Origin of the sequence: Rhodococcus sp. WY5, from assembly GCF_018588185.1 — a bacterium.
Classification (GTDB): Bacteria; Actinomycetota; Actinomycetes; order Mycobacteriales; family Mycobacteriaceae; genus Rhodococcus_F; species Rhodococcus_F qingshengii.
The window spans coordinates 3,535,738-3,552,181 of sequence record NZ_JAAMPR010000001.1 but is presented as its reverse complement, the minus strand read 5'-3'; the positions used below and the strand labels follow the sequence as shown (position 1 = coordinate 3,552,181).

Sequence of the window (16,444 nt, the reverse complement as noted above, 5' to 3'; positions counted from 1 at the left end):
GTCAGACCGGCAGCAGACGGGACACGACGTCGGCAAGCTGCTGGGCCGAGCGGCACTCGTGCATGCTGATGACCTCGTTGTAGACCTTCGCCGCGGAGTCACCCGTTCCCCATTGCCCCTTCGGCTCGGGGTTGAGCCAGTGCGCGTGCTTGGCTACTGCCACCATCTGCGACAGCGACTGAAGGTTGGGATCGCGGTAGTTGTTGCGACCGTCGCCGAGTACCAGTAGCGACGTGCGACTGGTGATCGACTGCGCAAACTTCTCCTGGAACACTCCGAAGGCGTGTCCGTAGTCTGAGTGGCCGTCGTAGGTGATCAGTTCGGCCTCACGCACCATCCGTGACATCGCTGATCCGAGGTCTGCGTTCGAGTCGAAGAACCGCGTGACCTCGTCGGTCGTGTCGATGAACGCGAACACCCGCACGCGCGAGAACTGCTCACGCAAAGCGTTCACGAGCAGCAGAGTGAAATGGCTGAACCCCGCCACCGAGCCGGATACGTCACACATCACCACAAGTTCGGGCCGCGCCCGCTTCGGCTTGCGCTGCACCAGATCGATCGGCACTCCGCCCGTCGACATGGACTTGCGCAACGTACGACGTAGGTCGATCGAACCCGCGCGAGAGCGGCTACGACGCACGGCGAGACGACTGGCCAACAAGCGAGCCAGGGGTGCGACGTTCTTCTTCAGCGTGGTGAGTTCGGCATCGGACGCTCGCAAGAAGTCGACTTCCTCGGCGAGTTTCGGAACGCCGTACGTGGCGACCCGCTCCTTGCCCAAATTCTCGGCTGTGCGTCGACGCGTTTCCTTCTCGACCATCTTGCGGAAGTCCGCGATGCGCTGCGCTGCCGTGCGCTTGGCGACCTCGGACTGATAGTCGGAGTTGTCCTTGCCCTCTGACCCGGAACCCTCCTGGTTGCCGAGCAGGCCCTGCAGGATCTTGTTGAGCAACGTCTCCGGGGCGACGTCGCGCAGCGCCTGGTAGGCGGAGAACGACGGGCCGTTGCTCGACTGGTACTGCCCGAGTTCCTCGACCATCGCGGCGGTCAGGAGTTCGGTCATCTCCATCGCCTTGTCACTGCCGTCTGTCAGCAGTTCGGCGATCAGCTCACGCAATGCCTGCAGGTCGATCGAGCCGTCTGGCTTGCGCGGCAGTGTGACGTCGACGTCGCCGACCGCACGGTCACCGATCGCCTTGGGGAACCACAGGTCGAAGACGGCGTCGAACGTCGCCCGGTGGGTCGGCCTGCGCAGGAGCGAGCATGCCAGCCCTTCACGAAGCGCTTCACGATCGAGCAGGTCGAGAACAGACATGACCTGACCGGCGTCGACTGTCTCGGACGGGCCGACCATGATTCCGCGTCGTCGCAGAGCCTCGACAAAATCGACGAGGTGACCGGGAATCCCGTGCGGCGCTGCCAGGCCGCCAGGTGAGAGCGGCGACGTCGATGCTGCGGGAGCCATGTCAGACCTCAGTTCAGCCGAAGTTCAGCGGCAGCACGCACCTGGTCCGACTGGTGCTTGAGGATCACGCCGAGCGTGGCGCGAACGGCATCGTCGTCGAGAGTGTCCATGCCCAGAGCAAGAAGGGTGCGTCCCCAGTCGATGGTCTCGGATACCGAAGGGACCTTCTTGAGCTGCATTCCGCGAAGAACACGAATGGTGTTGACCAGCTGCTCGGCAATCGCTTCAGGAAGCTCCGGCACACGGCTTGCGAGGATGCGACGCTCGAGGTCGGCGTCCGGGAAATCGAGATGCAGGAAGAGGCAACGACGCTTCAGAGCCTCCGAGAGTTCACGAGTGGCATTCGAGGTCAACACCGTGAACGGCTTGCGGGTGGCGGTGATCGTTCCGAGCTCGGGGATCGTGACCGCGAAGTCGCTGAGCACTTCGAGGAGCAGACCTTCGATCTCGACGTCTGCCTTGTCCGTCTCGTCGATCAACAGCACCGTCGGGTCCTCGCGGCGAATGGCCTTGAGCAGTGGACGTGCGAGCAGGAACTCCTCCGAGAAGACATCCGCCTTCGTCGAGTCCCAGCTGTGGTCGACCGCGACATCACCCCTCGCTCCGCTCGCCCCGCCCGACTGAATCCGAAGAATCTGCTTCGCGTGGTTCCACTCGTACAGCGCACGAGCCTCGTCGACGCCCTCGTAGCACTGCAGACGCACCAGTTCTGCGCCCGTGGTCTGGGCGACTGCGCGGGCGAGTTCCGTCTTTCCGACACCGGCCGGGCCCTCGATGAGCAGCGGCTTGCCCAGACGATCGGCCAGGAAGACTGCCGTCGCGGTGGCCTTGTCGGACAGATAGCCGGTTTCGGCCAGCCGTTCGATCACGTCGTCGACGGTCGAGAAGAACGGCGTCGTGTCGGGAAGTGCTCGGTCCACGGTTAACTCCTTGAGAGGTGGGGCAAGTCTGGTGAACTTTTCAGGCGGGTCGGGTATGCCCGTCGCCCCAGACGATCCACTTGGTGGACGTCAGTTCCGGTAGCCCCATGGGGCCACGCGCGTGCAGTTTCTGGGTGGAGATGCCGATCTCGGCGCCGAACCCGAACTGCTCACCGTCGGTGAAGGCAGTCGACGCATTGACCATCACTGCCGCAGCGTCGACTCGAGCGGTGAACTCGCGGGCAGCCGAGAGATCGGACGTCACGATGGCTTCGGTGTGGCCGGTCCCGTACTGGTCGATGTGCTCGACGGCAGCGTCCAGGTCCTTGACGACCTTGAGGGCGACGTCGAGGGTGAGGTATTCCTTCGACCAGTCGTCCTCGGTCGCGGGAACCAGTCCCGGCAGATCACCGTGCACGACGACGTCGTGCATCTGAAGCGCTTGGAGCAGCTTCGGCACGGCCGTCTCGGCAATAGCGGCGTCGACCAGCACCGTCTCTGCCGTGTTGCACACACTGGGCCGACGGGTTTTGGAGTTGAGAAGAATCTTCTCGGCCATCAGTAGATCGGCGGCCGAGTGAACATAGACGTGGCAGTTACCGACACCGGTCTCGATGGTGGGCACGGTGGCATCACGCACGACGGCGCTGATCAAGCCGGCACCGCCGCGCGGGATGACGACGTCGACGAGGCCGCGGGCCTGGATGAGGTGCGTGACCGTCGACCGATCCGCACTCGGCAGAAGTTGAACGGAATCCTCGGGCAGTCCCTGGTCAATCAACGACGCGCGCAGAGCCGCCACTAACGCTTCGTTGGACTTGACCGCCGAGGACGAACCACGAAGCAGCGCAGCATTTCCCGACTTGAGAGTGAGCCCGAAAGCGTCGACGGTAACGTTGGGGCGAGCCTCGTACACCATGCCGACGACACCGAGCGGAACGCGCTGCTGGCGTAGCTCCAAACCGTTCGGCAAAGTAGATCCACGAAGCACTTCACCGATCGGATCGGGTAGTCCGGCAACCTGACGCAAACCCGACGCGATGCCCTCGATCCGCTCAGCGGTCAGACGAAGACGGTCGAGCAGCGATTCCTCGGTGCCGCCCGCCTTCGCGGTGTCGATATCGAGAGCGTTGGCCGCGAGAATCCGATCACTTGCCGCGAGTACCGCGTCGGCTGCGGCGTTGAGCGCAGCATCCTTCTGCGCGGTGGTCAGCAGAGCCAGGACGCGCGAAGCCTTACGGGCTCGGCGTGCGGCGTCGTGCACGACGGACTTGGTGTCGGACGCGTTCGAGTCGACGGTTTCTGCGTTGGAAGTCACAGCGGTCATGAATACACATTAACCACCCACCGTGACGGCCTGCTCGGCGGAACGAGGCTGTGACCACCCGGGACCATTCCGGCGGACCGCCGGGGAACAATTCCGATGCGGGGCGCTGTTGCACCCACCGACCTTCTTCTTCGAGTCAGGAGCCATCCGTGAGTGTGTTGTTCGAGCCTTTGACCCTGCGCGGCGTCACCATCCCGAACCGCGTCTGGATGGCACCGATGTGCCAGTACTCCGCTGACGTCATCGGCGACCAGGTCGGAGTGCCCAACGAGTGGCATCGCACGCATCTGGTGAGCCGTGCAATCGGCGGCACCGGCCTGATTCTCACCGAGGCGACGGCCGTCAATCCCGAAGGCCGCATATCGGTAGCTGATCTGGGGATCTGGAACGACACGCAGGCGCAAGCCTTCGCCGAGATCAACGCGCAACTCGCGTACTTCGGCGCAGTGCCCGGAATTCAGCTGGCCCACGCCGGACGCAAAGCGTCGACGCAGGTTCCGTGGCGCGGCGGCAAGAGTCTGCCCGCCGACGACCGACTCTCGTGGCAGACGGTTGCCCCGAGCGCGGTTCCGTTCGGTCACCTTGCCGATCCGGTCGAGCTCACCACGGAAGGCATCGAGAAGGTCGTCGCGGACTTCGCAGCGGCGGCTACCCGCGCATTGAAGGCCGAATTCAAGGTCGTGGAAATTCACGCGGCCCACGGATACCTGATTCATCAGTTCCTCTCCCCCGAGAGCAACAAGCGAACGGACCGCTACGGAGGCAGCTTCGAGAACCGCATCCGATTGCTCCTCGAAATCCTGAGCGCAGTCCGCGAGGTGTGGCCGGCCGAGCTACCGCTCTTCGTCCGGGTCTCGGCGACCGATTGGCTCACGGAAGAACGTGGGCTCGACGTCGACAGCTGGACCGCGGATCAGACCGTTGCCCTCGCCAACATCCTCTCCGACTACGGCGTCGATCTCGTCGACGTGTCCACCGGCGGTAATTCACCGGCGGCCAAGATTCCGGTGGAGCCGGGATACCAGGTTCCGTTCGCCCGTCGCCTGCAGAACGAGAGCCTGCTACCGGCCGCCGCCGTCGGCCTCATCACCGAACCCGAACAGGCCGAGAAGATCGTCGAAGACGGAAGCGCAGTGGCGGTGCTCCTCGGCCGCGAACTGTTGCGTGATCCCTACTGGGCGCGCCGGGCGGCCCGTGAACTGAACGCCGAGGTAGGACCGCATATCCCGTCGCAGTACGCCCGCGCCTTCTAGCCCGAAAATCGGCTCCCGCGCACAACTTTGATAGCGTAAGCGTCTTACTTGCCGGTAGTCCGGAGCCCTGTGGGCTCCGGACACTGCCGCGGGCCAGAGCCGTGCGACGGGGGTCGCAACGAGCCACAGGGCACGCGGACGCTCGATTTCCCGACCGGCTCATCGGCGAGTGGGCAACGAAAAGATGCGTGCATCAGGTACGTGCCCCGCTCGGTTCGATGATTGCGCTGGGGAGCGCATGTCATGACTACACCAGAGAACTCGATAAGCGCTCTCGAAGTGGCCGAATCACCCGATGTCTGCGTCACCGACAATGCGTCCGTCAAGCGCGCTGTCAAGGCAACGATGCTCGGAAATGCCATGGAGTGGTTCGATTTCGGCGTTTACGCATATCTAGCTACCACTATAGGAAAAGTGTTCTTCCCGGACGCGAGCGGCAGCGCTCAACTCCTCTCTACCTTTGCAATTTTTGCGGCAGCCTTCATCGTCCGCCCACTCGGCGGATTGTTCTTCGGTCCACTCGGTGACCGCATCGGACGCAAGAAAGTCCTGGCCACCACCATCATTCTGATGGCGGGCAGCACCTTCGCCATCGGCCTCATCCCGAGCTACGAATCCATCGGTATCACCGCCCCGATCCTGCTGGTACTCCTACGCCTACTGCAGGGCTTTTCCACCGGCGGCGAATACGGCGGAGCCAGTACGTTCGTCGCCGAATACGCACCGGACAAGCGCCGCGGTTTCTTCGCCAGCTTCCTCGAATTCGGGACTCTGGCAGGATATGTGGCGGCAGCGGGCATCGTGACGATCATCCAGACCGTCGTCAGTGCCGAGGACCTACTCCAGTGGGGCTGGCGCATCCCCTTCCTCATTGCCGGACCTCTGGGTCTCATCGGCCTGTACCTCCGTCTGCGTTTGGAGGAAACCCCCGCATTCCAGATGATGGAGCAGGCCGAAGAGCGCTCCCTCGCAGATGAATCCACAGGCAAGAAACTACGCGAAACTCTCGTCGACAACTGGCGTCCGCTTGTTCTGTGCATCGTCCTGGTGGCCACGTACAACATCGCTCACTACGGACTGCTCAGCTACATGCCGACGTATCTGACCAACACGTTGGGTTACGACGAATCCCACGGACTCGTTCTGATGATCATCGTCATGATCGTGATGATGATGGGAATCAGCTACGTCGGAAAGTTCTCGGACCGCGTCGGGCGTAAACCCTTGCTGCTCAGCGGTTTCATCGGATTCTTCGTCCTGTCCCTGCCTGCCTACCTTCTGATCGGCGTCGGCAACTACGTGACGGTCTTCCTGGGACTCGCAATTCTCGGCGGCTTGCTCCTGCTGTTCGTCGGTGTGTTCCCGTCCGTGCTTCCCGCACTGTTTCCGACCGGAATCAGGTACGGCGGCTTGGCAATCGGATACAACCTCGCGGTCTCCATCTTCGGCGGGACCACTCCCCTGGTGCTCACCGCCCTCGAAAGTGCAACGGGCAGCAACTTGGTCGCACCGATGTACATGATGATCGCCGCCGTGATCGGCGGTATCGCAGTCCTGATGATCCCCGAGACCGCACGCAAGCCACTCGACGGCTCTCCGCCCTCCGTCGCCACCGACGAGGAAGCACGTCGGATCATCCGCAAGGTTCGTCGAAAGAGAATGAAGGCCGATAACCTCGAGGTATGAGCACGCCTCGAATCGTCGTCGTCGGCAGTATCAACATGGATCTGACCACGTCAGTGTCCAGATTCCCAACTCCGGGAGAAACGCTGCTCGGCACTGCCTTTGCCACCGCGGCGGGAGGCAAAGGCAGCAACCAGGCCATCGCCGCCGCGAAGGCCGGTGGGGACGTGTCGTTCGTCGGCGCGGTCGGCGACGACGGTTTCGGCACCCAATTGCGCGAGACCCTGCAAGACGCCGGGGTCGACACCGCGTTGCTTCGTAGTGTCGACGGCCCGAGCGGCGTTGCCGCCATCACCGTGAGCGAGGACGCGGAGAACAACATCATCGTCGTCCCGGGCGCCAATTCCTCGGTCACCTCGTTGTCCGAAGTAGACCTCGACGCGATCGCACACGCCGACGTTCTCCTGTGCCAACTCGAAATACCCCTCGACACGGTCACCACAGCGGCCCGGCACGCGCGTGCCAACGGAACAACTGTCATCCTCAATCCTTCACCGGTACAAGACCTTCCGGGCGCCCTGATCGAGTCTGTCGACATCCTGATCGTCAACCAGACCGAGTCGGAGCAGTTGGCCGCGGTCACCGGTCGCGTCCGATACCTCGTCACGACGCTCGGGGCCGGCGGCGCGGATCTCCGGTCGGGCGAGGAGACAATCCACGCCGACTCCCCGGCCGTGACACCCGTGGATACAACTGGCGCAGGCGATGCTTTCACCGGCGCCTTCGCCGTGGAGTGGGTGCAGGGCCAGGACCGCGCCCTGCAGTTCGCTGCCACGGCGGGAAGTCTGGCGACGACGGTCCGCGGCGCGTCGGTGTCGTCACCCACTCGCGCTGCGATCGAAAAAGTCCTGAACCGACAGCTTGACTCTGACACCGTGTGAGGTCGTAAACCTGTAGGTATCGGGTTTGTGAGAGAGAAACGGGGCGAGCAAGGATGTTGAGCATCGGAGACTTCGCGAGAGCAGGTCGTGTGTCGGTGCGCATGCTCCGCCACTACGACGCCATCGGTCTGCTCAGACCCGCGAGGGTCGACGCATCCACCGGGTATCGCTCGTACACCGCGGGCCAGTTGGCGCTGCTCAACCGCATCGTCGCTCTCAAGGAGTTGGGCCTGACTCTGGCCCAGGTCCAGCAAGTGGTGGAGTCGGCGGTCACCGTCGACGAGATCCGCGGGATGCTCACGCTTCGCCGAGCAGAACTCGAAACCCGAATCCAGGAAGACACCGCGCGACTGGCGCATGTACAGGCGCGCCTACGGATCATCGAAAGTGAGGGACAGATGTCCGCATACGAGGTTGTGATCAAGTCAGTTCCGGCGCTGCGGGTCGCGGAGTTGACCGGTACCGCCAAGACGATGGATCCGTCGTCGATCGGCCCGGTGGTTCGCGGGTTGTACGAGCGCCTTTGTACCGGTTTGGATCGTGCCGGTATCGCCGCGATCGGACCCGCTGTCGCTTACTACGAGGATGCCGGTGACGACGAGAACGTCGTCGTCCATGCGGCGCTACCGGTAGACGCGAATCCCGATGGCGACTACGAGTTCGCTGTGGTGGACCTGCGGGCCGAAGAGCACGTGGCCTCGCTGCTGCACAAGGGTTCGATGGACAACTGCCTGCCCGCTTATCAGGCGTTGGCCCAATGGATCGACGCAGCGGGATACCTCAATGCCGGCCCCAGCCGTGAGGTGACGCTGGCGTGCCCGGAGGATGTCGACGGCTGGGTCACCGAACTGCAGGAACCTGTTGCCAAGGCCTGAAGCCCGCACGTGTCGGCAGGGTCGTGCACCATGGGGTCCATGACCACCGCCACTGCCCCAGCCATGCGCGACGAAGCCGAGCGGCTGCTCCGCGAACTCGCGGGGCCGGATGCCCGCCTACGCGAGGACCAGTGGACGGCCATCGAGGCGCTGGTGGTGCAGCGCAAACGCGCGCTCGTCGTACAGCGGACCGGCTGGGGCAAATCTGCGGTCTACTTCATCTCGGCGAAGCTGCTCCGGGCAACGGGCCACGGCCCCACCGTCATCGTCTCTCCGTTGTTGGCCCTGATGCGAAACCAGGTCAGTTCTGCCGAACGTGCCGGAGTGCGCGCCGCAACCATCAATTCGGGCAACGTCACCGAATGGGACGACATCCATGCCCGCGTCGCAGCCAATGATCTCGACGTCCTTCTGGTCAGCCCCGAGCGCCTGAACAACCCTGACTTCCGCGATCAGGTGCTCCCGGCCCTGGCAGCTGATGCCGGCCTGGTCGTAGTCGACGAGGCTCACTGCGTTTCCGACTGGGGCCACGACTTCCGTCCCGACTACCGCCGCATCAGGACCTTGATCGCCGAACTCGGCGAGGGCATTCCCGTCCTCGCAACCACGGCGACGGCCAACAACCGCGTCGTCGAGGACGTGTCCGCCCAACTCGGCGTCGGCGGTGAGGAAACCCTCGTCCTTCGCGGCGGGCTCGAACGCGAGTCGCTTCACCTCTCTGTAGTCCACATTCCGGAGGCGACGGCGCGCGCTGCCTGGCTTGCCGACATGCTCGAGACGCTGCCGGGTTCGGGCATCATCTACACGCTGACGGTTTCGGCCGCGCGCGACCTCGCAAGCCTGCTCTCCGAGCGCGGCCATACCGTCGCCGCCTACACGGGCCAGACCGATCCCACTGAACGTGAATCTCTCGAGCAGGACTTGTTGGATAATCGCGTCAAGGCTCTGGTGGCCACCTCGGCACTCGGGATGGGCTTCGACAAGCCTGATCTCGGGTTCGTCGTCCACCTCGGCGCACCGTCGTCGCCGATCTCGTACTACCAGCAGGTGGGCCGCGCCGGTCGTTCCACCGACAGGGCAGACGTGATCCTCCTGCCGGGGGCCGAGGACAAGCAGATCTGGAGTTACTTCGCCTCGGTCGCCTTCCCCCGCGAGCACCTAGTCCGCAGCGTCATCGAACACCTCGACACCGAAAAGGCCACGTCGACACCGGCACTCGAACCTCTGGTGGAGCTCAATCGCACGCGTCTCGAGATGGTCCTCAAAGTCCTCGACGTCGACGGCGCGGTCAAACGCGTCAAGGGCGGGTGGATCAGCACCGGCGAACCCTGGGTGTACGACGCCGAGCGCTACGGCCGACTCGACGACGCTCGCCAGGCCGAGCAGGCCGCAATGGTCGAGTACCAGAGCATCACGACGTGTCGAATGACCTTCCTGCGTGAACAACTCGACGATCCTGGTCTGACCTCGGAGAACTCACAGTGCGGTCGCTGTGACAACTGCACAGGCAATCGCTACGACACCACTGTCGACACCGCCGCCCTCGACGAGACTCGGGCGCGCTTGCAGCGCCCCGGATTCGACCTGGAACCGCGCAAGATGTGGCCGACCGGCCTGAGCAAGCTGGGCGTCAAGCTGTCCGGGAAGATCACCGAGGGGCCCGAAACCGGGCGCATTCTCGGACGGATGTCGGACCTGGGCTGGGGTCAACGTCTCCGCGCGCTTTTCGACGGTCCCGACGCCGAGGTACCCGATGCGGTGGTCAGCGCGTGTATCAGCGTTCTGGCCGCCTGGAATTGGGCCGAGCGACCCACCGGTGTCATGGCCCTCGAATCCACGACGCATCCTTTGTTGGTGTCGAGCCTGGCTGCCAAGTTGGCCGAGGTCGGGCGATTGACCGACCTGGGCACCCTTCGCTTGCGGCCCGACCACCCTCCGGTGTCGGCAGCGAACTCCGCCTACCGCGTGTCCGGACTGGTCGATGTTTGGGAAGTCCCGGACATGAGTATCCATCAGGGACCAATACTTCTTGTCGACGCAATCGCTGATACCGGTTGGACTTTCACGATGGCCGCACGCGCACTTCGACAGGCTGGTGCGCACTCGGTACTTCCGTTGGCACTCGCGAGCCCGAAATAGCGAGTTTTTGCCCGAAATAGTCGCTCGGACAACGGCAAAAGTTACATAATGTGAGCACCATCACATTCATGTCCTCACCTGGGGCGCAACGGGTTCCACACGGCCCGAAACGGACATCTGCATGACTTCGCCAGCAATGATTGTTACGTTCAGATGACCGATGAAGCCTGTTGATACGAGAGCTATCCCGACCACCGCGCCGGACGCGGTGTTGTTCAGAAGCCCACAGATCGATGACGGAGTCCGGCTCTGGGAGATCGCACGTGATTCGAAGGTGCTCGACCTCAATTCGAGTTATGCATACCTGTTGTGGTGCAGGGATTTCAGCGCGACGTCCATCGTCGCGGAGGTAGACGGCCGCGTAGTCGGATTCGTTTCCGGTTATACCCGTCCCAGCGCTCAGGAAACCCTGTTCGTGTGGCAAGTGGCGGTCGACGAAGACCAGCGCGGCAAGGCAATTGCTGCCCGCATGCTGTCCGACTTGATGGATCGCACTGCCCCGCTGGGTGTTACACATCTGGAGACCACGATCAGCCCCGACAACGAGGCTTCGATCGCACTCTTCACCGCGCTCGCACGTCGGCGCGAAGTACCGATAACCAGGCAGACCTTGTTCTCGCCCAACGATTTTCCCGATGGACACGAAGCCGAAGATCTTTACACGATCGGCGCCTAGCGCACTTCGCGCTCGGCATACAGCATGCCCCGGAGGAACAAAGAAGATATGAATATCAACGAAGCAAGCATTTTTGAAACCCTCGAGTCCGAGGTTCGCAGCTACTGCCGTGACTGGCCCGCAGTGTTCACCAGCGCATCCGGATCCTGGATTCGTGACGAGAACGGACGCGACTACCTCGATTTCTTCGCCGGTGCCGGCGCCCTCAACTACGGCCACAACAACCCGGTGCTCAAGTCCGCACTGGTCGACTACATCATGAGCGACGGCATCACGCACGGCCTCGACATGTCGACAGTCGCCAAACGCGAATTCCTCGAGACCTTTCAGCGCAACATCCTCGAGCCGCGCGGCCTGGACTACAAGGTCCAGTTCCCCGGCCCGACCGGATCGAACACCGTCGAGGCTGCACTGAAGCTGGCCCGCAAGGTCACCGGACGTTCGGCAGTCATCAACTTCACCAACGCATTTCACGGAATGACACTTGGTGCACTCTCCGTGACCGGTAACTCGATGAAGCGCGCGGGCGCCGGTGTCCCCCTCGTGCACACGACACCGATGCCCTTCGACAACTACTTCGACGGCGTCACCGAGGACTTCCAGTGGTTCTCCCGCGTTCTCGATGATTCCGGCAGTGGAATCAACCGCCCCGCGGCAGTGATCGTCGAAACCGTGCAGGGTGAAGGTGGCGTCAATGTCGCTCGCCCCGAATGGCTTCGGGCGCTGGCAACACTGTGCTCGGATCGCGGAATCCTGTTGATCGTCGACGACGTCCAGATGGGTTGCGGCCGTACCGGCCCGTTCTTCTCCTTCGAAGAGGCCGGAATCGTTCCCGACATCGTCACGTTGTCCAAGTCGATCAGCGGCTACGGAATGCCGATGGCGCTCACGCTGTTCAAGCGTGAACTCGACGTCTGGGGACCGGGCGAGCACAACGGCACCTTCCGCGGCAACAACCCGGCGTTCGTCACCTCCAAGGTGGCACTCGACCACTACTGGTCCGACGACGCCCTCACCAAGATGACGTTGAAGAAGGGCGCACGCATCAGCGAATGCTTCGCCAACCTCTCCGATCAGTTCCCCGGCGAGGTCTCGCACCGCGGGCGTGGCTTGGTTCAGGGCCTCGTCTTCGAACAGCCCGAGCGTGCCGGCAAGGTCTGCCAGTTGGCATTCGACGAGGGATTGCTCGCCGAGACCTCCGGACCCTCCGACCAGGTTGTGAAACTGCTTCCCGCACTGACGATTACCGACGACGAGCTCGAGCACGGCCTCTCCATCCTGGCCGAGGCGACACTCAAGGTCTGCAGCTAGAGGAAGGACTCTCCCATGATCGTTCGCACCACCACCGAGATCACCGACACCGACCGCGACATCACGAGTGAGGACGGAAACTGGCGCAGCAAGCGCATCGTCCTCGGCGGCGACCGCGTCGGGTTCTCGTTCCACGAGACCACCATCAAGGCGGGTTCGGTCAACGAGTTCCATTACGCCAACCACGTCGAGGCTGTCTGGCTCGTCGAGGGCACCGGCAAGCTGATCGACCTCGACAACAACAAGGAATACGATCTCGCACCGGGGTCGATGTACCTGCTCAACGGCCACGAGCGTCACCGCGTCGAGCCGGACACGCAGATGCGCATGCTGTGCGTGTTCAATCCGCCGGTCACCGGGCGTGAGGTGCACGACGAGAACGGTGTCTACCCACTGGTGGAGGTCCCCGCGTAGCGTCTAGTCATGGCGACTGACACCTCTCCACGCGTAGCGATCGGCCCCGTCCCCGATGCACTGCTCGACAGCGCGGTGCTTCGGGGCGGTGGTCTGATCAGTCCGATCGACACTGCGGACGCCCTGATCTGGGCGGGCTCACCCGAGACCTTTCCGTCGGAGTTACCGGCGTCGGTCAGGTGGGTGCAGCTTCCGTCGGCGGGAATCGAGGATTGGTTCGACTCCGGTGTGATTCCGAAGGACACAGAAATCACGTGGACCTCGGCGGCCGGTGCGTTTTCGGCGTCGGTGGCCGAGCATGCACTCATGCTTCTCTTGGCCGGAGTTCGCCACTTGCCTGCACACATCGAGGCTCGAACGTGGCGTCAGTTCGAGTTCTTTCCCAAGATCGGCACCCTTCGTGGCTCGACGGTTACGATCATCGGCGCAGGCGGTATCGGCCGCGCGCTGATTCCGATGCTGGCCGCGCAGGGGGCGGACAGCATCGCAGTCAATCGTTCCGGTAGCCCGGTCCCCGGGGCGATCTCGACGTACCCCGCATCCAGGATGGATGAAATCTATTCTCGCGCAGATCACTTCGTGATTGCTGCGCCCGCCACCCCGGCCACCCGTCACCTCGTGGGCCGTACGCAGTTGGCGGCGATGCAACCCCATTCCTGGGTGATCAATGTCGCGCGCGGATCACTGGTCGACACCGACGCACTGGTCGAGGCCATCGAGTCGGAACAGATCGGCGGCGCCGGTCTCGACGTCACCGATCCCGAACCCCTCCCGGACGGTCACCCACTGTGGGATCTGACGAATGCGATCATCACACCCCACGATTCCAATCCGCCAGGCGTTCGCCCCGCCGCGTTCGCGGATCACGTCTCCAAGAACGTGACCCGCTTCGCGAAGGGTGAGGCGCTGGCTGCCCTCGTGGACCCCGTAGCCGGATACTGAGCACGCCGCCGAAGCTCGAATGCTCGGACGACGGTTGCCACAAATTACTGTGACGACTGCGTCTCCGGAAAGAAAAGCGCCCGCGCCCGGCGAGCGACCTCTTCGGCAGGTACATCCTCGACCTTCGTGCATACTGCCCACCTGTGGCCGAACGGATCGAGAAACACTCCATGCCGGTCGCCCGAAAATGTATCGGCCACAGCCGTGACCAGCGTGCCTCCCTCGGCGACTGCCCGAGCGACAAACTCGTCCGTGTCCTCGGTGTAGACGACGATCGACGAATGCACCCAGCCGTCCTGCGGTGATTTGAGACCGAAGTCCGGCATCTCCTGCGAAAGCTGCAGCATCGAATCGCCGATCCGGATCTCCGCATGCATGAGGGAGCCGTCAGGTGCGTTCATCGCATCGACTATCTCAGCTCCAAGTGCTCGTTTGTAGTAGTCGAGTGCGGCATGGCCGTCCGGCACCGCAAGGTAGGGAGTGATCGTGCGGTAACCAGCAGGGATCGGGTTCACTGTGTTCATGTGTACGAGTATTGGCGATCGCACACGTGTTCTATTGAACATTTCGGACTTCCTCCGCGCCTCCGTCTCGCACACGCGCCTATCCTGGAACGGTGCCTACCGACAACAGCCGCCTCGACGCCCTCCCCGAGCTCCTGGCCGGCCGTCGCCTGGCAGTTCTGACGGGCGCCGGCATCTCCACCGACTCCGGAATCCCGGACTACCGCGGACCTGATTCACCCCCGCGCAATCCGATGACGTTCCAACAGTTCATCGGCGATCCGGCGTTTCGGCGGCACTACTGGGCGCGCAACCACATCGGCTGGCGATACATGGACAGCTCCCGCCCCAACCAGGGCCACCGGGCCGTCGCGGCACTGGAACGATCAGGGCGAGCCGTCGGCGTGATCACCCAGAACGTCGACCTCCTGCACACCAAGGCCGGCGCGCGAAACGTCATCGACCTCCACGGCACCTACGCGCAGGTTCGATGCCTGAGCTGCCAGCGGCTGATCTCCCGCACCACTCTCGCAGAGAGGCTGGAAGAAGCCAATCCCGGATTCGCCGAAACAGTCGCTGCTGCAACAGGAGTCGAAATCGCACCCGACGCAGATGCCGTGATCGAATCCACCGCACACTTTCGCGTCGTGGATTGCGCCGTGTGCGGTGGCTTACTCAAACCGGACATCGTCTACTTCGGCGAATCCGTCCCCAAGGAACGCGTCGCCCGTGCATACAGCCTTGTCGACCAATCCGACGCACTGTTGGTAGCCGGGTCGTCGTTGACCGTGATGTCCGGCCTACGTTTCGTCCGGCATGCCGCCAAGACCGGGAAGCCGATCGCCATCGTCAATCGAGGCACGACTCGCGGCGACGAATTCGCCGACCTCAAGCTCGAAGTCGGTTGCGCTGAAGCACTTTCCGCCCTCGTTGAGCACGAAAGCTACAGCGCCACCAAGTCGTCCGCGTGAACCACAGGACGCTGCATGTCGGCCGGTAGATCGGTGGTGGAGCGCCCCAGGATCTCCTCGATCTCCGCAGCGTCGAACGCAACGACACCCCGGGCGACGGGCTTCTCCCCCGGCCCCATCAGGGACACGACGTCGCCGGCGTGGAAGTCACCGGATACACCGACGATGCCAGCGGACAGAAGGCTTCGACGCTTGGACACGACCGCGCGGACGGCGCCTTCGTCGAGGTGGAGGTCACCCGATGTGTCAGCGGCGTGACGAACCCAGAATCGGCGTGCCGACAATCGCGTCGGCCGCGGCGCAAATGCCGTTCCGACATCGGCACCACTGAGTGCCTGCGCAGCGTCCGATGCTGCCGCGAGCAGAACCGGCACGCCGGAATCAGCGGCCAGGCGTGCTGCTGAGAGCTTCGACGCCATGCCTCCGGTACCGAGGGCGCCACCCGAACCGGCAACCACACCGTCGAGATCCTCGGGACTGTTGACCTCGGGAATCAGTGTGGCATCGCCCTTTCGGGGATCCCCGTCGTACAGTCCGTCCACATCCGACAACAGGATCAACGCGTCGGCGCCGACCAGATGAGCAACCAGAGCAGCCAGCCGATCGTTGTCACCGAATCGAAGTTCGGTGGTGGCAACGGTGTCGTTCTCGTTCACGATCGCCACCGCGTGCAATGCCCGTAGACGATCGAGTGTCCGTTGGGCGTTGCGGTGCTGCGTCCGTCGAGCGATGTCGTCAGCCGTGAGTAGAACCTGCCCGACGGTACGGCCGTAACGGGCGAACGACGTACCCCAGGCGTGAGCCAGAGCCAACTGACCGACGCTGGCCGCAGCCTGCTTGGTCGCGAGATCGCGAGGCCGCTTGGTCAGTCCCAGCGGCGCCAGTCCGGCGCCGACGGCACCGGACGAGACGACGACGACATCGGAACCCGCACGCATGCGAGCCTCGATGGCATCGGCCAACAGATCGAGTCGGTGAGTATCGAGTCCCGCCACCAGACTGGTGAGCGCAGACGACCCGATCTTCACGACGATACTGTGAGCCGACGCTATCGACTCCCTGGTGGACCCGAGCACAGTCCCGT

Annotated in this window: 15 protein-coding genes; 10 read left to right on the top strand and 5 right to left on the bottom strand. The window is 63.4% G+C overall.

What is annotated here, in order from left to right:
• Position 1: 1 nt before the first annotated feature.
• From G4D79_RS16570 to G4D79_RS16560, 3 genes are read right to left on the bottom strand one after another with little or no spacing between them, the layout of a single operon-like run.
• Positions 2 to 1,465: a VWA domain-containing protein gene (locus tag G4D79_RS16570; RefSeq protein ID WP_064689238.1), complete on the bottom strand. Its 1,464-nt coding sequence runs from the start codon at positions 1,463 to 1,465 to the stop codon at positions 2 to 4.
• Positions 1,466 to 1,473: 8 nt separating this feature from the next.
• Complete coding sequence (locus G4D79_RS16565) at positions 1,474 to 2,385, bottom strand: MoxR family ATPase (protein WP_003944506.1); 912 nt, start codon at positions 2,383 to 2,385, stop codon at positions 1,474 to 1,476.
• Between the two features lie 40 nt (positions 2,386 to 2,425).
• A complete protein-coding gene (locus G4D79_RS16560; protein WP_063316232.1) occupies positions 2,426 to 3,712 on the bottom strand; it encodes a glutamate-5-semialdehyde dehydrogenase in 1,287 nt (428 codons plus the stop codon).
• A 149-nt stretch (positions 3,713 to 3,861) separates the two neighbouring features.
• Between G4D79_RS16560 and G4D79_RS16555 the strand changes: the two genes are divergently transcribed.
• The 9 genes from G4D79_RS16555 (at position 3,862) to G4D79_RS16515 (ending at position 13,886) form a co-directional block, all read left to right on the top strand.
• Complete coding sequence (locus G4D79_RS16555) at positions 3,862 to 4,965, top strand: NADH:flavin oxidoreductase/NADH oxidase (protein ID WP_063316233.1); 1,104 nt, start codon at positions 3,862 to 3,864, stop codon at positions 4,963 to 4,965.
• 243 nt (positions 4,966 to 5,208) lie between these two features.
• Positions 5,209 to 6,651, top strand: a complete 1,443-nt coding sequence (locus tag G4D79_RS16550) for an MFS transporter (RefSeq protein WP_099698207.1) — start codon at positions 5,209 to 5,211, stop codon at positions 6,649 to 6,651.
• Positions 6,648 to 7,529 carry a ribokinase gene (locus G4D79_RS16545; protein ID WP_063316234.1) on the top strand — a complete coding sequence of 294 codons (882 nt, stop codon included), beginning with the start codon at positions 6,648 to 6,650 and terminating at the stop codon, positions 7,527 to 7,529. Before G4D79_RS16550 ends, G4D79_RS16545 begins: the two co-directional genes overlap by 4 nt.
• Positions 7,530 to 7,582: 53 nt before the next feature.
• Positions 7,583 to 8,404 carry a MerR family transcriptional regulator gene (locus G4D79_RS16540; RefSeq protein ID WP_064113179.1) on the top strand — a complete coding sequence of 274 codons (822 nt, stop codon included), beginning with the start codon at positions 7,583 to 7,585 and terminating at the stop codon, positions 8,402 to 8,404.
• 39 nt (positions 8,405 to 8,443) lie between these two features.
• Positions 8,444 to 10,543: a DEAD/DEAH box helicase gene (locus tag G4D79_RS16535; protein ID WP_099698206.1), complete on the top strand. Its 2,100-nt coding sequence runs from the start codon at positions 8,444 to 8,446 to the stop codon at positions 10,541 to 10,543.
• 160 nt (positions 10,544 to 10,703) lie between these two features.
• Positions 10,704 to 11,219, top strand: coding sequence for a diaminobutyrate acetyltransferase (ectA, locus tag G4D79_RS16530; protein ID WP_003944572.1), 516 nt, complete (start codon positions 10,704 to 10,706; stop codon positions 11,217 to 11,219).
• A 48-nt stretch (positions 11,220 to 11,267) separates the two neighbouring features.
• On the top strand, positions 11,268 to 12,530 hold the full coding sequence (ectB, locus tag G4D79_RS16525; protein WP_099698205.1) for a diaminobutyrate--2-oxoglutarate transaminase: 1,263 nt from the start codon (positions 11,268 to 11,270) through the stop codon (positions 12,528 to 12,530).
• A gap of 15 nt (positions 12,531 to 12,545) precedes the next feature.
• On the top strand, positions 12,546 to 12,944 hold the full coding sequence (locus tag G4D79_RS16520; protein WP_003944463.1) for an ectoine synthase: 399 nt from the start codon (positions 12,546 to 12,548) through the stop codon (positions 12,942 to 12,944).
• Positions 12,945 to 12,953: 9 nt separating this feature from the next.
• Positions 12,954 to 13,886, top strand: coding sequence for a D-isomer specific 2-hydroxyacid dehydrogenase family protein (locus G4D79_RS16515; RefSeq protein ID WP_099698204.1), 933 nt, complete (start codon positions 12,954 to 12,956; stop codon positions 13,884 to 13,886).
• 44 nt (positions 13,887 to 13,930) lie between these two features.
• Here G4D79_RS16515 and G4D79_RS16510 read toward each other — a convergent pair whose 3' ends face one another.
• Entirely contained in the window at positions 13,931 to 14,452 is a 522-nt protein-coding gene (locus G4D79_RS16510; protein WP_081305478.1) for a VOC family protein, read from the bottom strand.
• 50 nt (positions 14,453 to 14,502) lie between these two features.
• Between G4D79_RS16510 and G4D79_RS16505 the strand changes: the two genes are divergently transcribed.
• Positions 14,503 to 15,360, top strand: coding sequence for an NAD-dependent protein deacetylase (locus G4D79_RS16505; RefSeq protein ID WP_099698203.1), 858 nt, complete (start codon positions 14,503 to 14,505; stop codon positions 15,358 to 15,360).
• Here G4D79_RS16505 and proB read toward each other — a convergent pair.
• Positions 15,333 to 16,436: a glutamate 5-kinase gene (proB, locus tag G4D79_RS16500; protein ID WP_003944552.1), complete on the bottom strand. Its 1,104-nt coding sequence runs from the start codon at positions 16,434 to 16,436 to the stop codon at positions 15,333 to 15,335. The two genes, G4D79_RS16505 and proB, sit on opposite strands and share 28 nt — an antisense overlap.
• Positions 16,437 to 16,444 lie beyond the last annotated feature (8 nt).